General features: G+C 56.6%; 14 protein-coding genes and 1 pseudogene. 8 read left to right on the top strand and 7 right to left on the bottom strand.

Translation table 11 applies throughout. The features are described 5' to 3' along the window. Positions 1-18 precede the first annotated feature (18 nt). Positions 19-471, top strand: coding sequence for an outer membrane lipid asymmetry maintenance protein MlaD (gene mlaD / locus FIV46_RS03190; protein WP_139938350.1), 453 nt, complete (start codon positions 19-21; stop codon positions 469-471). Positions 472-479: 8 nt separating this feature from the next. Further along, positions 480-899, top strand: a complete 420-nt coding sequence (locus FIV46_RS03185; protein WP_139938349.1) for a DUF2155 domain-containing protein — start codon at positions 480-482, stop codon at positions 897-899. Here FIV46_RS03185 and aat read toward each other — a convergent pair. Genes aat through aroQ form a run of 4 tightly spaced genes read right to left on the bottom strand, consistent with a single transcriptional unit; the run spans position 836 to position 3,797 of the window. Further along, positions 836-1,492, bottom strand: a complete 657-nt coding sequence (aat, locus tag FIV46_RS03180) for a leucyl/phenylalanyl-tRNA--protein transferase (protein WP_139938348.1) — start codon at positions 1,490-1,492, stop codon at positions 836-838. The two genes, FIV46_RS03185 and aat, sit on opposite strands and share 64 nt — an antisense overlap. Continuing rightward, positions 1,489-2,835: an acetyl-CoA carboxylase biotin carboxylase subunit gene (gene accC / locus FIV46_RS03175; protein ID WP_139938347.1), complete on the bottom strand. Its 1,347-nt coding sequence runs from the start codon at positions 2,833-2,835 to the stop codon at positions 1,489-1,491. The genes aat and accC overlap by 4 nt, the downstream gene beginning before the upstream one ends. Positions 2,836-2,849: 14 nt before the next feature. Then, positions 2,850-3,302 (bottom strand): acetyl-CoA carboxylase biotin carboxyl carrier protein, encoded by a 453-nt coding sequence (gene accB / locus FIV46_RS03170; protein WP_139938626.1) that lies wholly within the window; start codon positions 3,300-3,302, stop codon positions 2,850-2,852. A gap of 48 nt (positions 3,303-3,350) precedes the next feature. After that, a complete protein-coding gene (aroQ, locus tag FIV46_RS03165; protein WP_139938346.1) occupies positions 3,351-3,797 on the bottom strand; it encodes a type II 3-dehydroquinate dehydratase in 447 nt (148 codons plus the stop codon). Positions 3,798-4,031: 234 nt separating this feature from the next. Here aroQ and thiS point away from each other — a divergent pair. Then, positions 4,032-4,995 (top strand): annotated as a pseudogene (gene thiS, locus FIV46_RS03155) (sulfur carrier protein ThiS). Between the two features lie 51 nt (positions 4,996-5,046). On the opposite strand, the gene purN reads toward thiS, so the two are convergent. Both purN and purM read right to left on the bottom strand, forming a co-directional pair. Beyond that, positions 5,047-5,709, bottom strand: a complete 663-nt coding sequence (purN, locus tag FIV46_RS03150; protein WP_139938343.1) for a phosphoribosylglycinamide formyltransferase — start codon at positions 5,707-5,709, stop codon at positions 5,047-5,049. A gap of 9 nt (positions 5,710-5,718) precedes the next feature. Beyond that, a complete protein-coding gene (purM, locus tag FIV46_RS03145; RefSeq protein WP_246056847.1) occupies positions 5,719-6,837 on the bottom strand; it encodes a phosphoribosylformylglycinamidine cyclo-ligase in 1,119 nt (372 codons plus the stop codon). A 263-nt stretch (positions 6,838-7,100) separates the two neighbouring features. Between purM and FIV46_RS03140 the strand changes: the two genes are divergently transcribed. The 4 genes from FIV46_RS03140 to FIV46_RS03125 all read left to right on the top strand — a co-directional run bounded on the left by FIV46_RS03140 (position 7,101) and on the right by FIV46_RS03125 (position 12,586). Then, a complete protein-coding gene (locus tag FIV46_RS03140) occupies positions 7,101-8,201 on the top strand; it encodes a DUF2066 domain-containing protein (protein ID WP_181163035.1) in 1,101 nt (366 codons plus the stop codon). Beyond that, complete coding sequence (locus FIV46_RS03135; protein WP_139938340.1) at positions 8,198-8,872, top strand: HdaA/DnaA family protein; 675 nt, start codon at positions 8,198-8,200, stop codon at positions 8,870-8,872. The genes FIV46_RS03140 and FIV46_RS03135 overlap by 4 nt, the downstream gene beginning before the upstream one ends. Positions 8,873-8,947: 75 nt before the next feature. After that, on the top strand, positions 8,948-11,080 hold the full coding sequence (locus FIV46_RS03130; RefSeq protein WP_139938339.1) for an RNA degradosome polyphosphate kinase: 2,133 nt from the start codon (positions 8,948-8,950) through the stop codon (positions 11,078-11,080). A 12-nt stretch (positions 11,081-11,092) separates the two neighbouring features. Then, positions 11,093-12,586, top strand: coding sequence for a Ppx/GppA family phosphatase (locus FIV46_RS03125; RefSeq protein ID WP_139938338.1), 1,494 nt, complete (start codon positions 11,093-11,095; stop codon positions 12,584-12,586). Here the strand turns inward: FIV46_RS03125 and rnd are convergent. Next, positions 12,561-13,715, bottom strand: a complete 1,155-nt coding sequence (gene rnd / locus FIV46_RS03120) for a ribonuclease D (RefSeq protein ID WP_139938337.1) — start codon at positions 13,713-13,715, stop codon at positions 12,561-12,563. The genes FIV46_RS03125 and rnd overlap by 26 nt on opposite strands. A gap of 112 nt (positions 13,716-13,827) precedes the next feature. Here rnd and aspS point away from each other — a divergent pair, with 112 nt between their 5' ends. Beyond that, positions 13,828-15,606 carry an aspartate--tRNA ligase gene (aspS, locus tag FIV46_RS03115; RefSeq protein WP_139938336.1) on the top strand — a complete coding sequence of 593 codons (1,779 nt, stop codon included), beginning with the start codon at positions 13,828-13,830 and terminating at the stop codon, positions 15,604-15,606. The last annotated feature ends 57 nt before the right edge of the window (positions 15,607-15,663 follow it).

Here is a 15,663-nt window from a genome sequence, read left to right as displayed (position 1 = left end):
GAGAGCAGGAGTAATTATATGCGAAGTAATCTGGTAGAGACCCTTGTGGGGGCAGTGGTTCTTTTCATCGCCGGAAGTTTTCTTTATTTTGCATATTCCCATGCCAATCTGTCCTCCAATGGCGGATATCACCTGATAGCCAAATTCGACAAGGTTGACGGACTGGCCGTCGGCAGCGATGTCCGGGTCAGCGGCATCAAGGTCGGTAGCGTGCTCAAACAATATATCGATCCCGATACCTTCATGGCTGTGGTCGAGTTTTCAGTTGATCCGGAAATCAAAATTCCCGAAGACACTTTCGCTAAAATCACTTCCGAGGGGCTTCTTGGCGGCAATTATCTGGTTCTTGATCCTGGCGGCAGTGACGAGATGCTGGCGGACGGAGACGAGATCCTGGATACCCAGGGCTCCGTCGACCTGCTCGGACTGCTGGATAAATTTGCAGGCTCGGATGACAAGAAGTCGGATTAGGCTGCGTGATGCGTAAACTCCTCCTTCTTTCAGTTCTTCTTCAGTCCATTTGGACGTCGGCGGTATGGGCTGACGAGATTTCCGACAATAGTGAAGACGGAAAGGTCGCGGTTGTGGTGCTGGGGGCGCTGGATAAAATTACCGCAAGGCTTTCCACTATTGAAGCACGTCAGGATGAACCGGTGCGGTTCGGCACCCTGGAAATTGTCATGCGCCACTGCCGTTCCAATCCGCCGGAGGAAACCCCGGAGAGTGTGGCTTTTCTTGAGATCACCGATGTGGGCCAGGGCAAGGAGCGGAACAAGGTCTTCAGCGGCTGGATGTTTGCTTCAAGCCCCGCTGTCTCTCCGCTGGAACATCCGGTTTATGATATCTGGGTCACCAGTTGCAAGATGGTTTCCGGCGCGGCGTCTGCCGGTAACGAATAGAAATCCGGTTCCAGGTCCAGGGCGCGGGCAAGTCTGGCCTTATATTCCATTCTCGGGATTTCCACGGCGCCGAACTTTTCCAGATGATCGGTAATAAACTGGGTATCCAGCAGGATATAGCCGGCTTTTTTCAGCCGCGCCACCAGATAGACCAGGGCAACCTTGCTGGCGTCGGTTTCCCGGTGAAACATGCTTTCCCCGCAAAATGCGCCGCCAATGGATACCCCGTATAGTCCGCCGACCAGCTTTTCGTCGCGCCAGCATTCCACGGAATGGGCATAGCCCATGCGGAAAAGCTCACAATAGCGATCGAGGATGGTGTCGTTGATCCAGGTGTTGTCCCGTTCCGTGTCAGGGATGGTTTCGGCGCAGGCCTTCATCACCTCGCGGAAAGCCGTGTCGATGCGGATCTCGAACGGCTGCTGGCGGATCTTGCGCGCCAGTCGGTTCGGCACATGAAAATGCTCCAGGGGGAAGATCCCGCGTAGTTCGGGATCCACCCAGAAGATTTCGTCGCTGTCGGCACTCTCCGCCATGGGAAAGATGCCCTGACTATAGGCGTGTAGCAGAAGATCTGCTGTAATTTCCGTCATGTCTCCAGATTATTCAGGAAGTTTTCCAGCCAGTGGATGTCATAAGCTCCGTTTACAAAATCATTTTCCCGGATCAGCATCTGATGCAGGGGAATGGTGGTCTTGATCCCGTCGATCACATATTCCTCCAGGGCGCGCCGCAGGCGCATCAGGCACTCATTGCGGGTCTTGCCGTGCACGATCAGCTTGGCGATCATGCTGTCGTAATAGGGCGGAATGCTGTAGCCGCTGTACAGGGCGGAATCCACCCGGACCCCGAGTCCGCCCGGCGTATGATAGTCACCGATCTTGCCCGGTGAAGGGATAAAAGTGAAGGGATCTTCCGCATTGATCCGGCATTCGATGGCATGACCGGAGATCGTGATGTCTTCCTGTTTCAGGCTCAGCGGCAGGCCGGCGGCGATGCGGATTTGTTCACGTACCAGGTCAACGCCGGTGATCATTTCGGTCACCGGATGTTCCACCTGCAGACGGGTATTCATTTCGATGAAGTAGAACTCACCATTCTCGTAAAGGAATTCAATGGTACCGGCGCCGCGGTAGCCCAGGCCCTGGATGGCCTTGGCAACAACCTCACCGATCTTTTCCCGTTCTTCGGCGTTCAGGGCCGGTGAGGGTGCTTCTTCCAGTACTTTCTGGTGCCGGCGCTGCAGGGAACAGTCGCGTTCGCCGAGATGGATGCAGTTGCCGTGTTCGTCGGCCAGGACCTGCAGCTCGATATGCCGCGGCAGGGTCAGGAATTTTTCCAGATAGACCGCGTCGTCACCGAATGCAGCTTTTGCCTCGGATTTGGCGGAGCTGACCGCATTCTGGAGCTCGCCTTCATTATGCACCACCTTCATGCCGCGGCCACCGCCGCCGGAAGCGGCCTTGACGATCACCGGATAGCCGATCTCCTTGGCAACCTTGGAGGCGGTTTCATAATCGCGGACTTCGCCTTCGGAACCGGGGACAACCGGAATGCCGAGTTTTTTGACCGTTTCCTTGGCGGAAATCTTGTCGCCCATCACGCGGATGTGCTGGGCGGTCGGTCCAATGAAGGCAATCTTGTGCTGCTCGACGATCTCCGCGAATTTTTCATTCTCGGACAGGAAGCCGTATCCCGGGTGAATGGCGTCCGCGTTGGTGATTTCCGCTGCGGCGATAATGGCCGGGATATTCAGGTAACTTTCTGCCGAGGAGGCCGGACCGATACAGACGCTTTCGTCCGCCAGGCGCACATGCATGGCATTTTCGTCTGCCTCGGAATGGACGGCAACGGTATGGATGCCCATTTCCCTGCAGGCCCTGTGAATACGCAGGGCGATTTCTCCGCGGTTGGCTATAAGAACTTTATCAAACATATGAGTACAGAACCCTATTCGACGATCACCAGAGGTTCACCATATTCGACCGGCTGGCCGTTTTCGACCAGGATCTGGGTCACGGTGCCGGATTTGGGCGCATGGATGTGGTTCATTACCTTCATGGCTTCGACAATCAGTATCGTATCGCCGGCGCTGACCTTGTCGCCAACCTTGATGAAGTTGTCGGCATTCGGCTCCGGGGCGGTATAGACAGTGCCAACCATGGGGGACAGCACCGCGCCGGGATGATCCGCGGCCGAGCTTTCAGATGCGGCTTCTGCCGGGGCAGCTGCCGGAGCGGCGGCAGCAGCGGCGACCGGTGCGGCCACGGGGGCGGCTGCGGCAACAGTCACATTGCGACAGACCCTGATTTTACGGTCGCCGTCTTCCACCTCGATTTCAGAAAGGTCGGTTTCATTAAGCAGTGCTGCCAGGTCGCGAATTAGTTCCTGATCGACGTGCATTTTTGACATCTGGTTACAGTCCCTTGTTATAAATCTTGTCAGTTATTCTTAGAGTATGTCGGCGAGGGCGTCCAGCGCCAGAAGATAACCCCGGCTGCCAAATCCACAGATCACCCCGACAGAGGCCGGGGAAATATAGGAATGATGACGGAATTCCTCGCGTTTGAAGATATTGGATAAATGTACCTCGATTACCGGCAAGCCGACGGCCAGCAAGGCGTCCATCAGGGCGACGGAGGTATGGGTATAGGCCCCGGCGTTGATGATGATGGCCTGTGCGGTGCCCCGAGCTTCCTGGATCCAGTTGACAATTTCACCTTCGGTGTTGCTCTGGCGGAAGGTCACGGTCATGCCAAGCTCGCCAGCATGTATCTTGCACTTTTCCTCAATATCCGACAGGGTCTCTGTGCCGTAGATTTCCGGCTCGCGGGTGCCCAACATGTTCAGATTGGGGCCGTTGAGAATCAGAATATTGCCTGATGTGCTCTTTGTCATAAAAGCCTTCTTACTTGCCTACTTCCACACAATAAATTCCGGGTGCTACCGGACTGTTATCTGGTGGTCCTGTATAATGACTTATGTTCGGTTTGAAAACCGGTTTCGTTACTTGCCTGTCAGCCGTCGTTTTTTCGGGGCTTTTTATGGTCAAAATATTTGCGAACTATAAAGGATTGCTTTAATCCTGCAAAGTCTTAAGAATTAAAAAGGATCAGATCATTGATCAGCTTGATGATAAATGGTGACGAACATACACTCGAGAAGCAGATGTCCCTCCATGATCTGCTGGAGGAGCTCGATATAGATCCCTCCAAGGTTGCTGTGGAAAGGAACCTGGAAATAGTGCCCAAAACAACCTTTCAGCAGGTACTGATTGAGGACGGCGACCAGCTGGAAATAGTACATTTTATTGGTGGTGGAAAAATTGACTGACACATTTACAATCGCAGGCCGGGAGTTCACATCCCGCCTGATCGTTGGAACCGGAAAATACAAATCATTTGAGGAAAATGCTGCGGCGGTAGAGGCTTCGGGAGCGGAAATCGTGACCGTCGCCGTGCGCCGCGTCAATGTCAGCGATCCGAACCAGCCCATGCTTGTGGATTTCATTGATCCCCGGAAATATACCTATCTGCCCAATACCGCCGGCTGTTTTACGGCCGATGATGCGTTGCGCACCCTGCGCCTGGCCCGGGAAGCTGGCGGCTGGAACCTGGTGAAGCTCGAGGTTCTTGGCGACCAGAAGACCCTCTATCCCAATATGCCGGAGACGCTCAAGGCGGCTGAGGTCCTGATCAGTGAAGGATTCGAAGTGATGGTCTATTGCAGTGACGATCCGATCCAGGCCAAGGTGCTGGAAGACATGGGGTGTTGCGCGATCATGCCGCTGGGCGCGCCGATCGGGTCCGGGCTCGGCATCCAGAACCCGGTCCAGATCAGACTGATTGTGGAACAGGCCAATGTGCCGGTGCTGGTGGATGCCGGGGTTGGCACCGCCTCCGATGCGGCCGTGGCCATGGAGCTGGGCTGCGACGGCGTGCTGATGAACACGGCCATTGCCGAAGCCAGGGACCCGATCCGCATGGCCCGGGCCATGAAACTGGCCGTGGAGGCTGGCCGCGAAGCCTATCTCGCCGGGCGCATGGGTAAAAAGCTCTATGCCGACCCGTCCTCGCCGCTGGCAGGGCTGATCTAAGCAACCTAACGCTTAAATGAACAAGGGAGCCTGCGGCTCCCTTTTTTATGGTCAGAGTTCCAGGTCGTCGCCAGGCAGCGGATTGATCCAGCCGCCGTCGGGATAGGCCGCAGACTCAATGATCACCTTGTCCCCGGCGATCCGGGCCTTGCCACTGGCCATCAGGCGCAGGGCCTCGGGATAGATGATATGTTCATATTCCAGGATGCGGGCGGCCAGTTCGTCGGCCGTCTCGTCCGGGTTTACCGCCACGGCGGCCTGCAGGATGATGGGGCCGTCATCCATTTCCGGCCGCACGATATGCACCGTGCAGCCGGTAAAGCGCACACCGGATTCCAGGGCGCGTTCATGGGTGTGAAGTCCCTTGAACGAGGGCAGCAGGGACGGATGGATATTGAGGATGCGGTCTTTCCAGCGGTTCACGAACCGGGCCTCGAGGATCCGCATGAAACCGGCCAGACAGATCATTTTCGCTTTACAGGCATTCAGTTCCTTGTCCAGGGCCTCTTCGAAGGCTTCTTTGCTGTCATAGTCCCGGTGATTGATCACACTGGTAGGGATGTTTGCTTGCCGGGCGCGTTCCAGGCCGTAGGCATCGGGATTATTGGAAATCACCCGGACGATGCGGGCGGGAAAATCCTCATCGGCGCAAGCATCTATCAGGGCCTGCAGGTTGCTGCCGCGTCCGGAAACGAGAACTGCTACGTCGAGCATGGGCGCCTCTTATTTCTTGCCGGCTGAAACAGCCGTCCAGTCTTCAGTATAGCCCCAGTCGCCGGCCTTGCCATTGACCACGGTGGCCGGGGCGCCTTCAGCGCGCTCCACGACCCGTCCGATAGTATAGACGGTTTCGCCGCACTCCTCGAAAATCTTCTTGGCCCTGTCGGCATTTTCGGCCGCGACAACCACAGCCATGCCGATACCGCAGTTGAAGGTCTTGGCCATTTCCGCGGCGGTTATATTGCCGCGGGTTCTGAGCCAGTCGAACACCGGCGGCAGGGTCCAGGCGCCTGCGTCCACTTCGACCGCGACATTTTTCGGCAGGACCCGCGGAATATTCTCCACAAAACCGCCACCGGTGATATGGCTGAGGCCCTTGAGGGTGCCGGCCTTCAGGTTGGCGAGGCAGCTTTTGACATAGATCTTTGTCGGGGTCAGCAGGGCCGCGCCGAAGGATTTGCTGTCATCATAGGGGCAGGGAGCGTCATAGCCGAGGCCGCTGTCTTCCACCAGTCGGCGCACCAGGGAAAAGCCGTTGGAATGAATGCCGCTGGAGGCCAGGCCCAATACCACGTCTCCGGGGGCAATTGTCGCGCCGGTCAGGATTTCGTCCCGTTCTACGGCGCCGACGCAGAACCCGGCCAGGTCATAATCGCCATCGGCATACATGCCGGGCATTTCTGCCGTCTCACCGCCGATCAGGGCGGCATTGGACTGGCGGCATCCTTCAGCAATACCGCCGACGATATCGCGACCCGCCTCGACGGACAGATGCCCGGTGGCAAAATAATCGAGGAAGAACAGCGGTTCCGCGCCCTGGACAATCAGGTCGTTGACACACATGGCGACCAGGTCGATGCCGACCGTGTCGTGCCTGCCGGAGTCAATGGCGATTTTCAGCTTGGTGCCGACGCCGTCGGTGCCGGACACCAGGATCGGGTCGTTGTAGCCGGCCGCCTTGAGGTCGAACAGGGCGCCGAAACCACCGAGGTCTTCGGTCACGCCGGACCGTCGGGTCGACGCGGCAGCAGGTTTGATGGCATTGACCAGGTCATTACCGGCATCAATATCGACACCGGCATCCTTGTAGGTATAGGAAGTTTTTGGATTTTGATCGCTCACCAGTATATATCCCGGATATAAGTCTTTTAACAGACGCCCAGATATAAGGGGCATTTCATGAAAATGCCACAGTCATTTTTGATTATGACTTTTTTCGCTTCGTGTTATATCTGGTCACCAGTGGTGACAGAGATGGCCGAGTGGCAGTCATTCGCCTGATAAATGATGAAAACAGTTACCGGACCGGAAACAGAATATTGTTGATAAATAAAATAAAAATAATGCCTTATGCCATTATTTTAATGTCTTGCTTGATGTTTGGTGTGGCACAGGCAGAGGTCAGTCCGGGGCGTGAAGCCCGGATCTACACTATTTACGATATCGAAGTGGACCAGACCAGCCGCACCGTAAACCAGGCGCGCCGGATCGCCCTGCTGAACGGCCAGCGGGAAGCGCTGCAGAAGTTTTTTGCCAAAATTCTGCGTCCGGAAGATATTTCGAAACTTCCCTATTTAGATGACCGGCAGGTCCGCGAACTGATCAGCGGCTTTGAAATCCAGGACGAACGAAATTCCAGTGTGCGCTATATCGCCACCATGACGGTGCATTTCAGCCGCACCAAGATCTACGACCTGCTCTCCCTGCTGCAGATCCCCTTCGCCGAAAGCCTGTCTACCCCGATGACCATCCTGCCGGTACTGGAAAAGGACGGTTCCTATTTCCTGTGGGACAGGGACAACGGCTGGAAACAGGCCTGGGATCAGTATGGCGGGCTGAATCACCTGGTCCAGCCCGATATACCACCCTCAACTCTTTCCCAGCGGTTGTTGATCAACAGCTGGCAGGCTTATGACGGGCTGGCGGTCAAGCTCGCCGATTTTGCCAAAAAGAACAATCTGGAGACCCTGGTCGTTGCCATTGCTTCCCTCGAACGGGATCTGGTCACCGACCGCTCCCGGCTGACCTTGACGCTCCGGCAGGGGCTGGACGGACAGGAGGTTCATCGGGAAACCATCACTTCTGAACTGGGCGAAGACAGCCTGTCCACCGATGTGATTGCCGATCTTTATCAGCGCGCGATCGAAAAAACCATGATCTATCTGGATAACCAGTGGCGGGAAAAAGTTCTGGTTCATTTCGGTGTGGCCTCCCGGATTTCCATGAAGGTCAGGTTCAAGGGGCTTGAGGACTGGGTTAATGTGCAGGAGCATTTGCGGGAAGTTTCCCTGATCCGGGACTTTACCGTGGACCGGCTTGCCCTGGATCATGCCGCAATCACCATTAACCATTCCGGCGATCTGGACCAGCTGTTCCTCACCATGGCCCAACAGGGCTTTGTCTTTGAAGTCTACTGGCGCACGCCGGAAGACGGCCAGACGGCGGCCGAGGAAATTATCCTGAGTCTCGAGCGGTGCCAGCCATGACTCCGGTTCAACTCCCCCTCAACCTGCCGGTCCGGCAGGCCTTTGGCCATGAGGACTTCCTGGTGGCGGCCTCCAATACAGATGCCGTGAACTGGATTGATCGCTGGCCGGACTGGCCGTCCCATGTACTGATCCTGTTTGGAGACGAGGGCTGCGGGAAAACCCACCTCAGTCATGTGTGGCAGGACCGGAGCAGCGCCATCAGGCTTAATGAGGAAGAATTTTTCGGGCAACCGCTGGTGGGACGGGAAAAGGCCTATATTTTCGAAGATGTGGACACCTATCTGTCCGGCCCGGGACGCGAGGAACAACTGCTGCACAGCTACAACTGGCTGAAGGAGAAAGCGAGCTTCCTGCTGCTGACGGCGCGGACCCATCCCCGTTCCTGGGGAATGTCGCTTCCCGACCTGTCGTCCCGGATTCTCAGCTGTCCCATTGTCGAGATGGGGCAGGCGGACGACAGTCTTCTGGCGTCGGTGATTATCAAACAGTTTGCCGATCTTCAGGTGATCTTGCCGTCCGAGGTTCTCGACTATCTGTTGCCGCGGATCGACCGCTCATTTGCCGGCGTGCGGCGCACAGTGCGTCGTATCGACCGGCTGGCATTGACGGAAAAGAGAGCCGTTACCATTCCTCTTGCCCGGAAAGCGTTGGAATCGCTTGAAGATTGAGATTTGGTAACAGATATGAAATAATCTTCCGTTAGATATGTCAAACCATTATATCTTCGGAACCAGGGAACGGATATGGCACAGGAAATTGCTGAAGGCCCGATCGATTTTTCGGCCTTTGAGCCGCACGAAAAATATATCAACCGGGAACTGTCCTGGCTCAGGTTTAACATGCGGGTGATGGAGGAATCCTTCAACGAAAACCATCCCCTGCTTGAGCGCCTGCGTTTTCTGTCCATTTCCGCCAGCAACCTGGATGAATTTTACATGGTCCGTGTCGCCGGTATCCGCGGCCAGATCAACGCCGGCGTTCAGACCATTACGCCTGAAGGCCTGACGCCGGTCCAGCAGCTTACGCAGATTAACCGGCTGGCCGAAGAACTGATCAATGAACAGCAGCGCCGTTGGGCAAGCATTATTGGCGAACTGGCCGCTGAGGGGATTCTTCTTGTCGATGGTACGACCCTGACGGCGGAGGAAGGTGAGTGGCTGGAGGAATATTTCCTGGAGAATATCTTTCCGATTCTGACACCGCTGGCCGTGGACCCCGCCCATCCGTTCCCGTTTATCCCCAACCTCGGCTTTTCCCTGGTTCTTGACCTCAAGCGTGAGGATACCGGGGCGCCGCTGATGGCTCTGTTGCCGGTGCCGCCGCAGGCGCGTCGCTTCATTCGGCTGCCCGGCGACGAGATTCGCTTTATCTCCCTTGAGGATACCATCCGACTGTTCCTTGACCGGCTGTTCCCCAACTATTCAGTTCTGGGTGAGGGCATCTTTCGTTTGATTCGGGACAGCGAGATGGAGGTGGATGAAGAAGCGGAAGATCTGGTGCGGGTGTTCGAAACCGCCCTGAAGAGGCGCCGGCGCGGCCATGTGATCCGGCTCAAGATGACCTCCAGTACGCCGGAAAAGCTCAGAAAAATGGTGATGCGGGAACTGGATATCAGCGAAGATGAAGTCGTTCAGGTTGACGGTATTCTGGGGTTGTCCGAAGTAAGCCAGCTTATCGTGGACGAGAGGGCGGACCTCAAGTTCGCCCCCTATAACCCGCGTTTCCCGCAACGGATCCGCGAGCATGGCGGGGACTGTTTCGCCGCGATCCGGGAAAAGGATTTTGTCGTCCATCATCCCTTTGAAAGTTTTGATGTGGTGGTCAGCTTTCTGCGCCAGGCGGCAGCCGATCCCAATGTGGTGGCGATCAAACAGACCCTGTACCGGACCAGCGAGAATTCCCCCATTGTCAGCGCCCTGATTGATGCGGCGGACGCAGGCAAGTCGGTGACCGCCCTGGTGGAGCTGAAGGCTCGCTTTGACGAGGCCCGCAACATTCAGTGGGCCCGGGATATGGAGCGGGCCGGCGTTCAGGTGGTCTATGGTTTCATGGAACTGAAGACCCATGCCAAGGTCTCGCTGGTTGTACGCCGGGAAAATGACGGCCTCAGGACCTATGTCCATTACGGCACCGGTAACTATCATCCGATCACGGCCAAGATCTACACCGACCTGTCCTTCTTCACCGATGATCAGGCCCTCGGCCGGGATGCGGTGCATATTTTCAACTATCTCACCGGTTACGCAAAACCGCGCAAGCTGGAGAAGGCCGCGATTTCACCCCAGGGCATTCGTGACCGGTTAATCAGGGAGATCGATAACGAGATCGCCAACGCGTCAAAGGGGAAACCTGCAGCCATCTGGGCCAAGATGAACGCCCTGGTTGATCCGACCATCATCGACAAATTGTATGAAGCCTCCTGTGCCGGGGTCAAGATCGACCTTGTCATTCGCGGCATTTGCTGCCTGCGCCCGGGGGTGCCCGGCATGTCGGAAAACATCCGGGTCAAGAGCATCGTCGGCCGCTTCCTGGAACATTCCCGTATTGTCTGTTTTGCCAATGGTGCCGATCTTCCGTCAGACCAGTCGAAGGCTTTTATCTCCTCGGCTGACTGGATGCAGCGCAACTTTGATCGACGGGTCGAAGTGATGGTGCCGGTGGATAATCCGACAGTGCGCTCACAGATCGTTGACCAGATCATGGTGGCCAACCTGAAGGACGAAGCCCAGAGCTGGTACCTGCAGCCGGATCACACCTACAAACGGGTGGAAGCCGGACCGGAAGCCTTTTCTGCACATCATTATTTCATGACAAATCCAAGTCTATCGGGTATGGGTGGAGCATTGAAGGAAATCGAGCTTCCGCACCTGTTATAAGAGTGAAGATACTTGGATAAATTTGCAGTCATCGATATCGGCTCCAACTCGGTTCGCCTGGTGGTCTACGAGAGCAGGCGCCGTGTCCCCTATGTCATTTTCAATGAAAAAGTCCTGTGTGGCCTCGGCCGGGGCGTATCGGAAACCGGCCTGATGATGGACGACTCCATGGAGGCGGCGCTGCATACCCTGAAAAGATTTGCCCTGCTGATCGACAAGATGGAGATCAGCGATCTCAGGGCGATCGCGACTTCGGCTGTTCGCGACGCAAAAAACGGTCCGGATTTTATTGAGACGGTGCGCGAAACCACGGGTATCGACGTCGAGGTGATCGACGGGGAAGAAGAGGGGCGTCTGGCGGGCTTGGGCGTCGTCTGCGCCTTTCCGCGCGCCCACGGCATAGCGGGCGACCTGGGGGGCGGCAGTCTTGAGCTTATCCATGTCAATAATCTGGATGTGTGCGAGAAAGTGACCCTGCCGATCGGTCCCCTGCAGTTCCAGAATCGGGAGGGAGAGGTCTTCCATACGCCGAAAAAGGAAATCGACCGGGTGCTGTCGGAAGTCGACTGGCTCGATGAGTATACCGGGCAGTCCTTTTATGCCGTCGGCGGGTCATGGAGGGCCTTTGCCAAGATCAACATGCTGGAAACCGGATATCCACTGAATAACATCCATAATTACCGGATCGAAGTGGACGACGCTCTGGCGCTGGCCAAGAAGCTGTCAAAGATGACGCCGGAGGAACTGCAGGTCTACGCCGGACACATTTCCACACGCAGGCTGAGGGTCCTGTCCCTGTCGGCGCTGATCCTCTGGCGGGTACTGAAAAAGCTCAAGCCGGTGGAAATAGTGGTATCAGGCTACGGTATCCGGGAAGGCCTGTTGTTTGACGGCATGCCGTCCTCGGTCCAGAACGAAGATCCGCTGATCCAGGGCTGTCATGAAGTGGCAGAAATGACCGGGCGTTTTCCGGAACATGGCCTGCGGCTGCTCAACTGGATTGAACCGCTGTTTGAAAATGAATCGCCGGAGGATCGCAGGCTGCGTCTGGCCATTTGCATGCTCAGTGATGTGGGCTGGCGGGGACACCCGGAATATCGGGCGGAAAAGGTCATTTCGGAAATCATGTACGGCCGCCTGATCGGCATCGACCATCGGGGGATCGGTTTGATCGGCCTCGCCCTGTATGTCTGTTATGGCGGCAGCATCGGGGATAATAATACCAATATCTGCCTGTCGCTGGTCAGTGAAGAAGATGTTCAGTATGCCCGTCGGGTGGGCCTGGGGCTTCGCCTGGCGCAGAGGCTGTCTGCCGGGACCGCCCGCGGTCTTAATGCGGCATCGCTGGAAATTGACGGCTCTCAGCTATTGCTGAACCTTCAGCCCGGCAAGGAAGACCTGATCAACGAGGTGGTTCGCCGCCGCTTTGACAAGCTGGCATCTGAATTCGGCCTGGAAGCAGTGGTCAGGCCGGATGCCGTCAGTCTTCCAGAGGAAACAGAATAATTTCACCGTCCTTCATGGAGAAGCCGAGCTTGCCGTGTTTCAGGGCGAGGGCGTCCTTGCCGAAGAGCGCGCGGCGCCAGCCGTGCAGGGCAGGGATATCCGCCTCATCGTCGGCGGCCAGCTTTTCCAGGTCGTCCATGGTGGCGACCAGCTTGTTGGCAACGCCTTCCTTCTGGCACTTGTGCTTGAGCAGAACCTTGAGCAGTTCCATGACCGCATCGACCCCCTGGGCCGGCGGCTTCGGCCGGGCGATTTCCGGCAGTTCCTCGTCCGGCATGTCGAGCGCCTGCTTCACATAGTCGAGGACGACGGCACCGGGCTTGCTGGACCCGAACTGGGGCGGCAGGCCGCGGATTCCATTCAGCGAGTTGCTGTGCTGGGGCCGGATGGCCGCCACTTCCAGCAGCACTTCATCGCGCATGATGCGGTTACGCGGCGTATTGCGGCGCTGGGCTTCCATTTCCCGCCATTCCGCCAGCTTGCGCACAATGGCGTGGAAACGGCGATTGTTGTTGCGGATCTTGATCCGTTTCCAGGCCTCTTCCGGGTGGGTGATATAGGTCTGCGGACTGGTCAGCTGCTCCATTTCCTCGTCCAGCCAGGAGGTGCGGTCGCTATTGTCCAGCTGATCCCGCAGCTTGCGGTAGATGACCCGGAGATGGGTCACGTCGCCCAAGGCATAGTCAATTTGCCGCTGGGTCAGGGGGCGGCGCGACCAGTCAGTGAAGCGGGAACTTTTGTCCAGGGTTTTGCCGGCCAGACTGGCGACCAGCTTGTCATAGCCAATGCTGTCGCCAAAGCCGCAGACCATGGCGGCGACCTGGGTATCAAACAGGGGCATCGGGACGTTGCCGGTTTCATTGACGAAAATTTCGATATCCTGCCGGGCGGCATGGAAGACCTTGATTACATTTTCATTGGCCATCAGGTCATAGAAGGGGGCAAGGTCAATGCCATCGGCCAGCGGGTCGATGGCGTGATATTCCTCTTCATTGGCGATCTGGATCAGGCACAGCTTGGAATAGTAAGTTTTGTCCCTCAAAAACTCAGTGTCTACAGTTACATATTCCGAACTCGACAGCCGCTCGCAAACTTCTGCCAGATGCTGATTTTTTGTAATAACACTCATTTAGGGAACCGATCCTGCCTTTTATTTGGAAATGTCATGGGAATGACTTGACAAATATGCAATAAAGCACAAAAACAACCTGAATTGAACACGAAATATAGAAGAAAATACAATGCACGAATACAGAACTCATACCTGTGCCGAACTGCGTGAAGACCATGTGGGGAACTCTGTCCGTCTGTCCGGCTGGGTGCATCGGAAACGCGACCACGGTGGCCTGCTGTTTATTGACCTGCGTGATCATTATGGCCTGACCCAGTGTGTGATTGACGTGGAAAGCCCCTTCTTCAAGGAAGCGGAAGGCGTTCGCCCGGAAAGTGTGATCCGCATCGACGGCAATGTGGTGGCCCGCAGCGAGGAGACCATCAATCCGAACCTGCCGACCGGCAAGGTCGAGATCCAGGTCAAGGAGTTCGAGGTTCTGTCCCAGGCCGACGAACTGCCCATGCCGGTATTCGGGGATCAGGAATATCCTGAAGAAACACGCCTGACCTATCGCTACCTGGACCTGCGCCGTGACCGTCTGCACCGCAATATTGTACTGCGCTCCGACGTCATTTCCAGCATCCGCCGCCGCATGGTGGATCAGGGATTCAAGGAATATCAGACCCCGATTCTGACCGCATCTTCTCCGGAAGGGGCGCGTGACTTCCTGGTGCCGAGCCGCCTGCATCCGGGCAAATTCTATGCCCTGCCACAGGCGCCGCAGCAGTTCAAGCAGTTGCTGATGATGGCCGGGTTCGATCGCTATTTCCAGATCGCCCCCTGTTTCCGGGACGAGGACGCCCGTGCCGACCGCTCCCCGGGCGAGTTCTACCAGCTTGATCTGGAAATGTCCTTTGTCACCCAGGAAGACGTCTTTGCCGCCATCGAACCGGTGATGCAGGGGATCTTCGAGGAGTTTTCCGACAAGAAAGTCACTCCGGCGCCGTTCCCGCGCATTCCGTTCAAGGACTCCATGCTGAAATACGGCAATGACAAGCCGGACCTCAGGAACCCGATCGAAATCAGCGATGTGACCGATGTGTTCCGCGATTCCGGGTTCGGCATTTTCGCCGGAATGATCGAGAAAGGCGCAGTTGTGCGCGCCATCCCGGCCCCGGGCGCCGGCGCCTCCCAGGCGAGGAGCTTCTTTGACAAGATGAACAGCTGGGCCCAGTCCGAAGGGTATGCCGGTCTCGGTTATGTGATCTTCAAGGACGGGGAAGGACGCGGTCCGATCGCCAAGAACCTGGGCGAGGAACGCCTGACCCAGTTGCGTGAAACCGCCGGCCTTGGCGAGAATGACGGTGTGTTCTTTGCCTGTGCCAATGAAGATGATGCCGCCAAACTGGCGGGCGTCGCGCGCACCAAAGTGGGTGAGGACCTGGAACTGATCGAACAGGACGTGTTCAGGTTCTGCTGGATCGTCGACTTCCCCATGTATGAATGGGACGATGTGGAAAAGAAACTGGATTTCAGTCACAATCCCTTCTCCATGCCGCAGGGCGGGATGGAAGCGCTGGAGACCATGGATCCGGAAGATATCCTCGGTTATCAGTATGACATCGTGTGTAACGGCATCGAATTGTCCTCCGGGGCGATCCGGAACCACAAACCGGATATCATGTACAAGGCGTTCGAGATCGCCGGCTATGGCCCCGAAGTGGTGGAGGAGCGCTTTGCCGGCATGCTCAATGCCCTTAAATATGGCGCCCCGCCGCATGGTGGCATTGCCCCGGGTGTGGACCGCATCGTCATGCTGCTGGCGGACGAGCCGAACATTCGCGAAGTGATTGTCTTCCCCATGAACCAGAAAGCGGAAGACCTGATGATGAATGCGCCGAGCGAAGCCAGCAACGCCCAGCTCCGGGAACTTCATCTGCGTTCGGTTCTGCCGGAACAGAAATAAAAAAGGGGAAGCGTCAAGCTTCCCGCATCAGATAAGCGAAAGGCATGACTTCCTGGA

Source organism: Emcibacter nanhaiensis (assembly GCF_006385175.1).
GTDB lineage: Bacteria > Pseudomonadota > Alphaproteobacteria > Sphingomonadales > Emcibacteraceae > Emcibacter > Emcibacter nanhaiensis.
This window is presented reverse-complemented; position numbering and strand designations above follow the sequence as displayed.

Coding starts and splice junctions, on each gene's coding strand:
- FIV46_RS03130 (WP_139938339.1), top strand. CDS start 8,948: ATGGCACAGGAAATTGCTGAAGGCCCGATCGATTTTTCGGCCTTTGAG.
- mlaD (WP_139938350.1), top strand. CDS start 19: ATGCGAAGTAATCTGGTAGAGACCCTTGTGGGGGCAGTGGTTCTTTTC.
- accC (WP_139938347.1), bottom strand. CDS start 2,835: ATGTTTGATAAAGTTCTTATAGCCAACCGCGGAGAAATCGCCCTGCGT.
- aroQ (WP_139938346.1), bottom strand. CDS start 3,797: ATGACAAAGAGCACATCAGGCAATATTCTGATTCTCAACGGCCCCAAT.
- aspS (WP_139938336.1), top strand. CDS start 13,828: ATGCACGAATACAGAACTCATACCTGTGCCGAACTGCGTGAAGACCAT.
- FIV46_RS03185 (WP_139938349.1), top strand. CDS start 480: ATGCGTAAACTCCTCCTTCTTTCAGTTCTTCTTCAGTCCATTTGGACG.
- rnd (WP_139938337.1), bottom strand. CDS start 13,715: ATGAGTGTTATTACAAAAAATCAGCATCTGGCAGAAGTTTGCGAGCGG.
- purN (WP_139938343.1), bottom strand. CDS start 5,709: ATGCTCGACGTAGCAGTTCTCGTTTCCGGACGCGGCAGCAACCTGCAG.
- FIV46_RS03135 (WP_139938340.1), top strand. CDS start 8,198: ATGACTCCGGTTCAACTCCCCCTCAACCTGCCGGTCCGGCAGGCCTTT.
- aat (WP_139938348.1), bottom strand. CDS start 1,492: ATGACGGAAATTACAGCAGATCTTCTGCTACACGCCTATAGTCAGGGC.
- accB (WP_139938626.1), bottom strand. CDS start 3,302: ATGCACGTCGATCAGGAACTAATTCGCGACCTGGCAGCACTGCTTAAT.